This is a genomic window from Actinacidiphila cocklensis (assembly GCF_907177275.1).
Classification (GTDB): domain Bacteria; phylum Actinomycetota; class Actinomycetes; order Streptomycetales; family Streptomycetaceae; genus Actinacidiphila; species Actinacidiphila cocklensis.
On record NZ_CAJSLV010000054.1, the window covers coordinates 97,807 to 109,617 of the forward strand.

An 11,811-nucleotide genomic window follows, 5' to 3' on the forward strand; every position below is an offset into this window, starting at 1 on the left:
CTCATGCGTATCGGAGTCCTCACCGCCGGCGGCGACTGCCCCGGCCTCAACGCCGTCATCCGGTCGGTCGTGCACCGCGCGCTGACCGGGCACACGGACGAGGTCATCGGTTTCGAGGACGGTTTCGTCGGCCTGCTCGAAGGCCGCTTCCGCCCGCTCGACCTCAACTCCGTCAGCGGCATCCTGGCCCGCGGCGGCACCGTCCTCGGCTCGGCCCGGCTGGAGCGCGGCCGGCTGCGCGAGGCCGCGGACAACGCCGACGAGCTGTGCACGCGCTACGGCATCGACGTCCTCATCCCGATCGGCGGCGAGGGCACGCTGACCGCCGCCCGGATGCTGTCCGACGCCGGGATGCCGGTCGTCGGGGTGCCGAAGACCATCGACAACGACATCAACGGCACCGATCGCACGTTCGGCTTCGACACCGCGGTCACCGTCGCGACCGAGGCGATCGACCGCCTCAAGACCACCGCGGAGTCCCACCAGCGGGTCATGGTCGTCGAGGTGATGGGCCGGCACGCCGGCTGGATCGCGCTGGAGGCCGGCATGGCCGGCGGCGCCCACGGCATCTGCGTGCCGGAACGCCCCTTCGACCCCGTCGACCTGGTCGACATGGTCACCGAGCGGTTCGAGCGCGGCAAGAAGTTCGCCGTCATCTGCGTCGCCGAGGGCGCCCACCCGGCCAAGGACACCATGGACTACGGCGTCGGCGAGATCGACAAGTTCGGCCACGAGCGCTTCAACGGCATCGGCACCACCCTGGCCCGCGAACTCGAACGCCGGCTCGGCAAGGAGGCCCGCCCGGTCATCCTCGGCCACGTCCAGCGCGGCGGCGTCCCCACCGCCTACGACCGCGTGCTGGCCACCCGCTTCGGCTGGCACGCCGTCGAGGCCGCCCACAAGGGCGCCTTCGGCCACATGACCGCGCTGCACGGCACCCGTGTCGACATGGTGCCGCTGGCTGACGCGGTCACCTACCTCAAGACGGTCCCCGAGGACCGCATGGAGGAGGCCGAGTCGGTCTTCTGACGGCAGGCCCCGGCGCTCACATGAGGTGGACCTCCACGGTGAAGCCGGGCGCGAGCGCCTGGTTGAGGTGCTCGGCGTGGGCGCCCAGCGCCTGCTGCGCGTCGCTGCCGTCGGCGGTCAGCGTCAGCTGGACGTAGTCGTCGGCGTCCGTCGTGTCGTCGCCGCAGATGCAGCAGCGCAACCGCTCGGAGACGTCCAGCGGTCCGAGGTCGTCCACAGTGCTCATTCCCAGATCCCGTTCGCCAGCTTGTTCTGGATGTACCGTTCGGTCGCATCCTTGATCACCGTGGTCGGTCCGCCCGACGGGTTGGACATGTCACGGACGACCACATCGTATTTCCCGTTGCCGGTCTCCAGGATCTTCACCAGCTGCCCGTCCTCCTGGATGTAGAGGTCGCCGTCCTGCCAGACCTTGTCCACGTCCACACCGCGGCCCAGCCGGTTGGAGCCGTGCACGTCCCGGGGGTCCGTGCTGTCGCCGTCCCCCGCCGGGTCCTCGGGCGGCGGGTCGCCGCCGCCGGTCGGGGGCTTGCCGCCGTTGCCGCCGGAACCGCCGCCGCCGCGCGACTCGGCATTGGCCATCTCGCGGTCCAGGGCCTCGGAGACCTCGGTGGTCTCGGCGTCCACCGCCTCGACCTCGGGGACCTCCTCCGCGGCGGAGGCCAGGACGGTCTCCAGTTCGGCGATGCCCTCGGCGGCGTAGTCGGCCATGGCGGCGTCCAGGATGCCGTCGACCGAGGCGAACAGGACCGCGGCCTCGCCGGCGTCCAGGGCGACGGCGCCCGCGTCGGAGCCGCCGAGGGTGAAGACGGTGCCCAGGACGCCGATCGCGGTGGTCAGGCCGATCGCGATGCCGGCCTCGGTGACCTTGTGCTCGAACTCGCTGTGCGCCTGGTCGATGGCGTGGGCGAAGGCGTCGCACACCGAGGCCAGCCGGGTGCACGCCAGGTGGGCGGTGGACAGCGGGGCCATGCCGCCGGGGTCGGCGGTGTGCCAGATCCGGCCCCAGAACCCGGACATCGCGATGATGGCCCCGCTGGAGTTGACGTCGGTGATCGCCTGGACCTGGAGGTGCAGGCTCGTGCCGAGGCTGTTGATGTCGGTCGCCGCGGTACGGAAGGCGGCCGCCGCCGACCGCAGCCGGTCCTGGTGGCCGTTCGCCCAGTACTTGTCGATGGGCGGTGGCCAGTGGTTGCTGCCGCCGCCGATCGCCGACGCCGGGTCGGGGTACATCACGTCGTCGATCACCCCGGGCCACGGGAAGAGCTTCGGTGCGCCCTTGCCGGACTTGGGGTTCGAGTGGTGGTCGGCCTTGAGGTAGTTGTTGGCGGTCCGCACCAGCCCGTCGGCGGACTGGCCGATGGCCCTGACGGCCGCCGACAGCGTCCTGAACAGCGCCCTGACCGCCGGGTCGTAGCTCTTCGCGAACTGCTTGCCGTACTTGTCGTCACCGGCCATGCCCGCGGCGGAGTTCAGCGCCGTGGTCAGGGCGTCGGCTATGCCGTCCAGCCGGGTCTGCCCGCCGGCGAAGGTGGTGGCCGCCGCGTTCAGGTCGGACGGGGTGACGTCGATCGGGCCGTCCGGCTCGCCCCAGCTCACTTCCCGCCCCAGATCCGCAGGTTCGCCGTCTCCGCGGCGTGGTAGTTGCCGTGGGCGGTGTGCGTGACATGGTGCATGTCGCTGAGCATCTTGTGGAGGTCGGTGGATGTCGTCCGCCACTGCGAGAAGACCGCGCGGAAGCGGTCGTGGGCGTCGCCCTCCCAGGCGTTCTCGAAGCGCTTCATGCCGGTGTCCAACCTGGTCAGCAGGTCGTCCAGGGTGTCGGCGCTGCCCTTGAGGCCGCTGGTGAGTTCGGCGAGCGCGGCCAGCTCGACCTTCAGGCGCGATGTCATGGTGTGTCTCCCCCGTCGTGCTGCTTCCCCGTCGTCCTGCTTCCCCGTCGTGCTAGAGGTCCGCGATGCCGCTGCGCGGCGGGTTCGCGGCCGGCGGCGCGTCGTGGCCGACCTGGAGCGCGCGGAAGGACTCCAGCGTCTCCAGGTCCTGCTCGCTGAAGCCGTCCCGGCTCAGCTCGACGGCCTCCTTGACGAAGGCCAGCGTTCGCCGCACGGTCACCGCGTCCTTGACCACCCGCCGGTGGATGTCGTGGTATTCGGAGGCCGCGTCGCTGTACCAGCAGGCCTCGGCGGCCTCCGCCAGCGCCGTCAACTGCCGTTCGATGCCTTCGATCTCCCGCTCGGCCTCGCTCATGTCGCCTGCCAGGCCGGTCAGATCGGCTGCGGTGAGCCGGAGCAGCGGCTTCCCCATGACTGTCCCCCCTCGGTCCCGGTCAGGGTAAGCGAGCTCGCTCCGGCTCAACTGCCTTGACAAGCACAGGATTTGGCAAACCCCGGGTCATGTTCTGGTCATCGGGCCGCTGAGTCGGGGCGCAGCCACACCGCGGACAGCGGCGGCAGCGTCAGCGCGAGGCTGTGCGGGCGGCCGTGCCAGGGCGACGCCTCGGTCTTGATCTGGTCGGGCAGGGCCACCCCGCTGCCGCCGAAGCGCAGCTCGTCGGTGTTCAGCACCGGGGTCCACACCGCGGCGGGGGAGCCGAGGCGGTAGCCGTCGCGGACGACGGGGGAGAAGTTGCAGACGCACAGCAGTGGTTCGCCCGCCGCGTCCAGGCGGAGGTAGGCGAAGACGTTGTCCTCCGCGGCCCCGCCGTCGATCCACTCGAAGCCGCCCGGGTCGGTGTCGCGCTGCCACAGCGCGGGCGTGGCCGCGTAGACGGTGTTCAGCTCGCGCACCAGGTCGCGCACCCCGCGGTGGTCGCCTGCCGCCGAGTACTGCGGGTCCACCAGCCACCAGTCCGGGCCGCTCTCGTGCGACCACTCCGCGCCCTGGGCGAACTCCTGCCCCATGAACAGCAGTTGCTTGCCCGGGTGGGACCACATGAAGGCCAGGTAGGCGCGGTGGGTCGCGCGCTGCTGCCACCAGTCGCCCGGCACCTTGCCGACGAGCGCGCCCTTGCCGTGCACGACCTCGTCGTGCGAGATCGGCAGCACGTAGTTCTCGCTGTACGCGTACACCATCGAGAACGTCATCTCGTTGTGGTGGTACTTGCGGTGCACCGGCTCGTGGCCGATGTAGCCGAGCGAGTCGTGCATCCAGCCCATGTTCCACTTCAGGCCGAAGCCCAGGCCGCCGAAGCCGGTGTGGCCCACGTGGTGGGTGGCGCGGGTGACGCCGTCCCAGGCGGTGGACTCCTCGGCGATGGTGATCACGCCGGGGCAGCGGCGGTAGACGGTGGCGTTCATCTCCTGGAGGAAGGCCACCGCGTCGAGGTTCTCCCGCCCGCCGTACACGTTGGGCAGCCAGTCGCCGCCCTCGCGGGAGTAGTCGAGGTAGAGCATCGAGGCGACGGCGTCGACCCGCAGCCCGTCGATGTGGAAGTCCTCGCACCAGTACACGGCGTTGGCTACCAGGAAGTTGCGCACTTCAGTACGTCCGAAGTCGAACTCCAGGGTGCCCCAGTCCGGGTGCTCGGCCCGCCGCGGGTCCGACGGCTCGTACAGCGGCTCGCCGTCGAAGCGCGCCAGCGCCCAGTCGTCCTTCGGGAAGTGCGCCGGCACCCAGTCCATGATCACCCCGATCCCCGCCCGGTGCAGCGCGTCCACCAGGTACCGGAAGTCGTCCGGCGAACCGAGCCGCGGCATCGGCGCGTAGTACGAGGTGACCTGGTAGCCCCACGAGCCGCTGAAGGGGTGCCCGGCGACCGGCATCAGCTCCACGTGCGTGAAGCCCAGGTCCTTGACGTACGCCGGCAGCTGGTCGGCCAGCTCGCGGTACGTCAGGCCCGGCCGCCACGACGGCAGGTGCACCTCGTAGACCGAGAAGGGCGCGCGGTGCACGGGGGTGTCCGCGCGGCGGGCCATCCAGTCCGCGTCCCGCCACTCGAACGCCGACTCCGTCACCACCGACGCGGTCGCCGGCGGCACCTCGCAGGCCCGGGCCATCGGGTCGGCCTTCATGCCGTGCGAGCCGTCGGGGCGGGTGATCTCGTACTTGTACGCGGTCCCCGGGCCGACGCCCGGCACGAACAGCTCCCACACGCCGGAGGAGCCGAGCGAGCGCATCGGCAGCGAGGTGCCGTCCCAGAAGGTGAAGTCGGCCGCCAGCCGGACGCCGCGGGCGTTCGGCGCCCACACCGCGAAGCGCGTGCCCTGGACGCCCTCGTGGGTCATCGGCTGCGAGCCGAGCGCCTTCCACAGCTGCTCGTGCCGGCCCTCGCGGATGAGGTGCAGGTCCAGCTCGCCGAGCGAGGGCAGGAACCGGTAGGGGTCCTCGGTGAGGATCTCGTCGGCCTCGTACGCCACCGCCAGGCGGTACGCCGGGACCGCCGGGAGCGGCAGCAGCGCGGAGAACAGGCCGTCGCCCTCCGAGGCCAGCTCCACGCGGAGGCCTTCGGCGACGACCGCGACGCTGCGGGCGTACGGGCGCAGCGCCCGTACCCGCACGCCGCCCTTCTCGGGGTGCGCCCCGAGCAGCGCGTGGGGATCATGGTGCTCCCCGGCGAGCAACCGCCACCGGTCCTCTCCCGAGAGGGAGCCCGTGCGTTCCGGCTTTCCCCCTGCGGGGGTGCCCTTGCGCTCCGGCGCCGGCCTTTCAGGGGAGTGGGGAACCGCGCGCTCAGGCCCCTCCGTGGCGCGGGTCGGCACCGGCCGGATGGGGCTGCTGCTCCCGGAGCCGGACCACCGGCCGGTGGCGGGCTGGTCGCGCAGTTCCGCCCCCAGAGCTTCGCCTGGGGGTACCCCCAACGCCCCCTGGGGGGCGCCGGCCTCGGCGGGGGAGGGGCCGCGGCCCTCGGAGGTGCTCTCCGCGGAGGAGGGGGGCTTGGGGGCGGACCCCGAAGCCGGAGGATGGGGGGTGGTGGCGTCGAAGCCGCGGGCCGCGGCTTCGGGGAGAGCGCCGTTCGCGGGGTTCTGTTCGTGGGTCACGGGCGCGTCTCCTCGGGCGGTACGGGCATGGCGGGCGGGGTCGGCCGGGCCGACGGCGTGGGCGGGTTCATCGGGGTGCGGCCGTGGCCAGCCTGGCCAGTGCCGACAGCGGGATGGGCAGCCAGGCGGGCCGGTGCCGGGCCTCGTAGCGGGCTTCGTAGACGGCCTTGTCCGTTTCGAAGGCCCGTATCAGCACGGGCTGTTCGCGCGGGTCGATGCCGGAGACGGCCGCGTATCCCGTGCAGTAGGCGTCCCGGTGCCTGGCCGCCCAGGGGCCGTTGCCGCTGTGGTGGGCGGCGTAGTCGAAGGACCGCAGCATGCCGGCGACGTCCTGCACCGGCGGTGCGGGCCGGCGGCGTTCGGCCAGCGGGCGGGCCGGCTCGCCCTCGAAGTCGATCAGGACCCACTCCCCGTCCGGCCCGCGCAGCGCCTGGCCGAGGTGGAGGTCGCCGTGGATGCGCTGGGCGGTCACCGCGTGGCCCGGCAGCGTGCCGGCGCCGAGCTTGGCCAGGTCGTCGAACGCGGACCGCAGCGCGGCGGCGTACGGCCGCACCGCGGGCACCTCCGCGGCGGTCTCGTCCAGCCGGCGGGCCATGCCGGCCGCAATGCGTTCCAGCGCCGCGCCGCCCAGCGCCCGTACCGGCAGCGCGGCGGCGAGCGAGGCGTGCACCTCGGCGGTGGCGCGGCCCAGTGCCGCCGCCTCCGCGCGGAAGTCGCCGTCCTCGGCGACCGAGGCCAGCGCGAGCGCCCAGCCGTCGGACGAGCCGGGCAGGAAGCGCTGGAGCAGGCCGAGCGTGGTGGGCTCCTCGGCGGCGGGTCCAGGACCCGGCTCCAGCGACTCGAACCACGCCACCGGTTCTGCGACCCGCCGCGACCCCGCCCTGGCGAGCGCGAGCGACAGTTCCAGGTCGGGGTTGGTGCCCGGCGAGACGCGGCGGAAGAGCTTGAGGATGTACGCGTCGCCGTAGACCACCGAGGTGTTGGACTGCTCGGCGGTCGACACCCGGGGGGCCGGTGCGGGCGGGAAGACGGCGTGCGGCTCGGTGGAAAAGTGCAGCCGCCCGGTGCGTCCCGGCATCCTGAGCCGTTCCAGCAGCAGCGCGGCCAGCCGGGGGTCGTGCGGCGCGTCGTAGAGCGTCAGCCCGTCGTAGGGGCCGCCGACGGCCCGACCCAGCGCGGTGCGCACCAGTGCGGACGGCAGCAGCGGGTGTGCGCCGAGGAGCAGTTGGTAGCAGTCGGCAGGCCGCCCCGGCTGCTCGACGTCGACCAGGACGTGCAGCAGGCCGAGCGGCCCGAGCTTGCCGCCCGGTGGCATGAGTTCGGTGGCGGCGGCCAGCCGGAAGCCGCCGATCGGCAGCCCCTTGCCGGCGAACCAGCGCTGCCGCGGCAGCCAGCCGCGCAGCAGCGGCTCCAGCGAGCGCAGCAGTCCCGGCGCCGCCTCGCGTCCGCCGAACGGCGGTACGCCCGGTGACCCGGACGGCGCAACGGACGGCGCACCGGCGGCGGGAGGGGCGGCGGCGGGATCGGGGCCTTCGGGAGTGGTGGTGGAGCCCCGCGCTCCGGTGCCGGGGGCGGCGGGGGGCGCGGAGGGGACACGGGTCCAGGAGCTGTCCGACATGACGTCCTTTCCCCGGGGAGTCGCGCACCCGGCCGTCTCGTCGAGCGGCAGGGGCGCCAGCCTCCCGGATGACGGGTTCGGGCTGTCCGGCGACACGGGGAGCCTGCCCCGGGCGGGTGACAGGAAACCGCCGTACGGCCCGCCCGCGTAACGTTCCGGTTGCCGCTTCGCGCACCGGTCGTACGGTCGGCCCCTGCGGAGCCGGCCAAGCTGCGAACGGGGTACGTCCGGGTACATCCGGTTACGCCAGGATGCGTCTGGATACCTCTGGATCCTGCCAAAGGTGCGTCAGGCCCGCTACTCGGGCGCGCTCCCGGGGTCCTTCGGGCGCGGGGGGCCGGACGGGCCGGCCCCCCGCCGTCATGACGCGTTGCGGCGCAGCCGGAACCAGTAGAAGCCGTGTCCCGCCAGGGTGAGCAGGTACGGCAGCTGGCCGATCGCCGGGAAGCGGACCCCGCCGATCAGCTCCACCGGGTGCCGGCCCGTGTACTGGCGCAGGTCCAACTCGGTGGGCTGGGCGAACCGGGAGAAGTTGTTCACGCACAGCACCAGGTCGTCGCCGTCCTCCCGGAGGAAGGCCAGCACGGCCGGGTTGCTCGACGGCAGCTCGGTGTACGAGCCCAGGCCGAACGCGCGGTTCTGCTTGCGGATCTCGATCATCCGCCGGGTCCAGTGCAGCAGCGAGCTGGGTGAGCTCATCTGCGCCTCGACGTTGGTGACCTGGTATCCGTAGACCGGGTCCATGATGGTCGGCAGGTAGAGCCGTCCGGGGTCGCTTGAGGAGAAACCGGCGTTGCGGTCGGGCGTCCACTGCATCGGGGTGCGGACCCCGTCGCGGTCGCCGAGCCAGATGTTGTCGCCCATGCCGATCTCGTCGCCGTAGTAGAGAATGGGCGAGCCCGGCAGGGAGAGCAGCAGCGCGGTGAACAGCTCGATCTGGTTGCGGTCGTTGTCGAGCAGCGGTGCCAGCCGGCGGCGGATGCCGATGTTGGCCCGCATCCGCGGGTCCTTGGCGTATTCCGCGTACATGTAGTCGCGTTCCTCGTCGGTCACCATTTCGAGGGTCAGCTCGTCGTGGTTCCGCAGGAAGATGCCCCACTGGCAGGAGTCGGGAATGGCCGGGGTCTTGGCCAGGATTTCCGATACCGGGTAGCGGGACTCACGCCGTACCGCCATGAAGATCCGCGGCATCACCGGGAAGTGGAAGGCCATGTGGCATTCGTCGCCGCCCTTGCGGAAGTCGCCGAAGTAGTCGACGACGTCCTCGGGCCACTGGTTGGCCTCGGCCAGCAGCACGGTGTCCGGGTACTGCGCGTCGATCTCGGCGCGCACCTTCTTCAGGAACTCGTGGGTCCTGGGCAGGTTCTCGCAGTTGGTGCCCTCCTGCTGGTACAGGTAGGGCACCGCGTCGAGCCGGAAGCCGTCGATACCGAGGTCGAGCCAGAAGCGCAGCGCGCCGAGGATCTCCTCCTGCACCGCCGGGTTCTCGTAGTTGAGGTCCGGCTGGTGCGAGAAGAAGCGGTGCCAGTAGTACTGCTTGCGCACCGGGTCGAAGGTCCAGTTCGACGTCTCGGTGTCGACGAAGATGACCCGGGCGTCGGGGAACTGCTTGTCGTCGTCGGCCCAGGTGTAGTAGTCGCCGTAGGGGCCTTCGGGGTCGCTGCGGGACTGCTGGAACCAGTCGTGCTGGTCGCTGGTGTGGTTCATGACGAAGTCGATGATCACGCGCATGCCGCGGTGGTGTGCGGCGTCCACGAACTCCACGAAGTCGGCCAGGTCGCCGAATTCCGGGAGGACAGCGGTGTAGTCGGAGACGTCGTAGCCGCCGTCGCGCAGCGGGGAGGCGAAGAAGGGCGGCAGCCACAGGCAGTCGACGCCCAGCCATTGCAGATAGTCGAGTTTGGCGGTGATGCCCTTCAGGTCGCCGACACCGTCGCCGTTGCTGTCCTGGAAGGAGCGGACGAGGACTTCGTAGAACACCGCCCGTTTGAACCAGTCGGGATCACGGTCCTTGGCCGGGGTGTCCTCGAAGGTGTCAGGTACGGGTTCGTTGACGATCAACTGAGTGACCCTCCGATCGATGGAGACGGTCGCAGCGACAGGACGTGCGCGGGCGCGCGGCCCGGCTCAAGGCGCACATAGTTGTCTCTGCCCCAGTGGTAGGTCTCACCGGTGAGCGCGTCGCGCACCGGGAAGGACTCGTGCCAGGAGAGGCCGAGTTCCGGCATGTTCAACGAGACGGTCGCCTCCTGGGTGTGGAACGGGTCCAGGTTGACGACCACCAGTACGACGTCGTCGCCGCGGCGCTTGGAGAAGGCGAGCAGCGCGTCGTTGTCCACCGGATGGAATGTGATGTCCCGCAGCTGCTGGAGCGCCGGATGACGGCGGCGCAACCGGTTGAGCGTGGTGATCAACGGGGCCAGCGAGCGCCCCTCGGCCTCGGCCGCCGCCCAGTCGCGCGGCCGCAGCTCGTACTTCTCCGAGTGCAGATACTCCTCACTCCCGGGCTCGGCGGGGTCCGCCTCGCACAGTTCGAAGCCCGCGTAGACCCCCCAGCTGGGGGACAGGGTCGCCGCGAGCACGGCCCTGGTCTCGAAGGCGGGACGGCCGCCGTCCTGCAGGTAGCCGTGCAGGATGTCGGGCGTGTTGACGAAGAAGTTCGGCCGCATCCAGGCGGCCTTCTCCCCGCTCAGCTCCCGCATGTAGTCGGTCAGCTCCGCCTTCCCGGTACGCCAGGTGAAGTAGGTGTACGACTGCTGGAAGCCGATCTGCCCGAGCGTGCTCATCATCGCCGGGCGGGTGAAGGCCTCGGCCAGGAAGACCACATCGGGGTGCGTGCGGTTGACGTCGGCGATCACCTTCTCCCAGAAGACGACCGGCTTGGTGTGCGGGTTGTCGATCCGGAAGATCCGCACCCCGTGCGCCATCCAGTGCCGCAGCACGCGCAGCGTCTCGCGGACGATGCCGGGGAAGTCCTCGTCGAAGGCCACCGGGTAGATGTCCTGGTACTTCTTCGGCGGGTTCTCCGCGTACGCGATCGTGCCGTCCGGCCGGTGCGCGAACCACTCCGGGTGCTTGGCGACCCACGGGTGGTCGGGGGAGCACTGCAGGGCGAAGTCCAGCGCGACCTCCATCCGCAGCTCCCTGGCCCTGGCCACGAAGTGGTCGAAGTCCTCGATCGTGCCCAGGTCCGGGTGGATCGCGTCGTGGCCGCCCTCGGGCGAGCCGATCGCCCACGGCGAGCCCACGTCGTCGGGACCCGCCGTCAGGGTGTTGTCGCGGCCCTTGCGGAAGGCTGAGCCGATCGGGTGGATCGGCGGCAGGTAGACCACGTCGAAGCCCATCGCCGCCACCGCGGGCAGCCGCTTCGCGGCCGTGCGGAAGGTGCCGTGCCGCGGCGGGGCGCCCTCCTCGACGACCGCGCCCTCCGAGCGCGGGAAGAACTCGTACCAGGACCCGAACAGCGCCCGCTGCCGCTCCACGTGCAGCGGCAGCGGGCGGGAGGCGCTGACCAGTTCGCGCAGCGGGAAGCGGTCGAGCACCGCGACCACCTGCGCGGACAGCGCGGCCGCGTGCCGGGCCGCGACCGGCCGTGCGGAGTCCCGCAGCGCGTCGGCCGCCGCCAGCACCACGGCCCGCCCGTCGCTCTTGGGCACACCGGTCGCGGCCCGCTCGTACAGCAGCGCGCCCTCGGCCAGCACCAGGTCGGTGTCGATGCCCGCGGGGATCTTGATGCCCGCGGTGTGCCGCCAGGTCGCGACCGGGTCCGACCAGGCCTCCACCGAATACGACCAGCGGCCCTCGGCCGTGGGGGTGACCCGGGCGCCCCAGCGGTCGGTGCCGGGCTCCAGCTCGCGCATCGGCGTCCACGGCCCGGAGCGCCCCGCCGGGTCGCGCAGCACCACGTTGGCGGCGACCGCGTCGTGCCCCTCTCTGAACACGGTGGCCGTCACCTCGAAGGTCTCGTCCACCACGGCCTTGGCCGGCCGGCGGCCGCAGTCCACCAGCGGCCGGACATCGAGAACGGGAATGCGACCGATCATTTCCTCACCTGACAGCGCTGGGTACGGCACGACGACTTCCGCTCTTTTTAACTGCTCTTGGCGTTGTCGGCCTGCCTGCGGGGCCGCGGCCTCCCGCGATCACCCGGGTGGCGGCGACGGGGCCGTACGGGTGCCCCGAGCAGGT

General features: G+C 71.7%; 9 protein-coding genes. 1 reads left to right on the forward strand and 8 read right to left on the reverse strand.

Annotated elements, in window-relative coordinates; all coding sequences use genetic code 11:
• Window positions 1-3 precede the first annotated feature (3 nt).
• On the forward strand, window positions 4-1,029 hold the full coding sequence (locus NFU81_RS16915; protein WP_251490474.1) for an ATP-dependent 6-phosphofructokinase: 1,026 nt from the start codon (window positions 4-6) through the stop codon (window positions 1,027-1,029).
• A 16-nt stretch (window positions 1,030-1,045) separates the two neighbouring features.
• On the opposite strand, the gene NFU81_RS16920 is transcribed toward NFU81_RS16915, so the two are convergent.
• The 8 genes from NFU81_RS16920 to NFU81_RS16955 form a co-directional block, all read right to left on the reverse strand.
• Window positions 1,046-1,255, reverse strand: coding sequence for a flagellar hook-length control protein FliK (locus NFU81_RS16920; protein ID WP_251490478.1), 210 nt, complete (start codon window positions 1,253-1,255; stop codon window positions 1,046-1,048).
• Window positions 1,252-2,628 (reverse strand): hypothetical protein, encoded by a 1,377-nt coding sequence (locus NFU81_RS16925; protein ID WP_251490480.1) that lies wholly within the window; start codon window positions 2,626-2,628, stop codon window positions 1,252-1,254. Before NFU81_RS16925 ends, NFU81_RS16920 begins: the two co-directional genes overlap by 4 nt.
• Window positions 2,625-2,921, reverse strand: coding sequence for a WXG100 family type VII secretion target (locus tag NFU81_RS16930; RefSeq protein WP_251490483.1), 297 nt, complete (start codon window positions 2,919-2,921; stop codon window positions 2,625-2,627). The genes NFU81_RS16925 and NFU81_RS16930 overlap by 4 nt, the downstream gene beginning before the upstream one ends.
• Before the next feature lie 52 nt (window positions 2,922-2,973).
• Window positions 2,974-3,333 (reverse strand): WXG100 family type VII secretion target, encoded by a 360-nt coding sequence (locus NFU81_RS16935; protein ID WP_251490486.1) that lies wholly within the window; start codon window positions 3,331-3,333, stop codon window positions 2,974-2,976.
• 98 nt (window positions 3,334-3,431) lie between these two features.
• Entirely contained in the window at window positions 3,432-6,005 is a 2,574-nt protein-coding gene (glgB, locus tag NFU81_RS16940) for a 1,4-alpha-glucan branching protein GlgB (protein ID WP_251490489.1), read from the reverse strand.
• Window positions 6,006-6,072: 67 nt separating this feature from the next.
• Window positions 6,073-7,623 carry a maltokinase N-terminal cap-like domain-containing protein gene (locus tag NFU81_RS16945; protein ID WP_251490492.1) on the reverse strand — a complete coding sequence of 517 codons (1,551 nt, stop codon included), beginning with the start codon at window positions 7,621-7,623 and terminating at the stop codon, window positions 6,073-6,075.
• Between the two features lie 360 nt (window positions 7,624-7,983).
• Entirely contained in the window at window positions 7,984-9,684 is a 1,701-nt protein-coding gene (treS, locus tag NFU81_RS16950) for a maltose alpha-D-glucosyltransferase (protein WP_251490495.1), read from the reverse strand.
• Complete coding sequence (locus tag NFU81_RS16955) at window positions 9,681-11,666, reverse strand: alpha-1,4-glucan--maltose-1-phosphate maltosyltransferase (protein ID WP_251490498.1); 1,986 nt, start codon at window positions 11,664-11,666, stop codon at window positions 9,681-9,683. The genes treS and NFU81_RS16955 overlap by 4 nt, the downstream gene beginning before the upstream one ends.
• Between the last annotated feature and the right edge of the window lie 145 nt (window positions 11,667-11,811).

Coding starts and splice junctions, on each gene's coding strand:
- NFU81_RS16935 (WP_251490486.1), bottom strand. CDS start 3,333: ATGGGGAAGCCGCTGCTCCGGCTCACCGCAGCCGATCTGACCGGCCTG.
- NFU81_RS16945 (WP_251490492.1), bottom strand. CDS start 7,623: ATGTCGGACAGCTCCTGGACCCGTGTCCCCTCCGCGCCCCCCGCCGCC.
- NFU81_RS16930 (WP_251490483.1), bottom strand. CDS start 2,921: ATGACATCGCGCCTGAAGGTCGAGCTGGCCGCGCTCGCCGAACTCACC.
- NFU81_RS16915 (WP_251490474.1), top strand. CDS start 4: ATGCGTATCGGAGTCCTCACCGCCGGCGGCGACTGCCCCGGCCTCAAC.
- NFU81_RS16920 (WP_251490478.1), bottom strand. CDS start 1,255: ATGAGCACTGTGGACGACCTCGGACCGCTGGACGTCTCCGAGCGGTTG.
- NFU81_RS16955 (WP_251490498.1), bottom strand. CDS start 11,666: ATGATCGGTCGCATTCCCGTTCTCGATGTCCGGCCGCTGGTGGACTGC.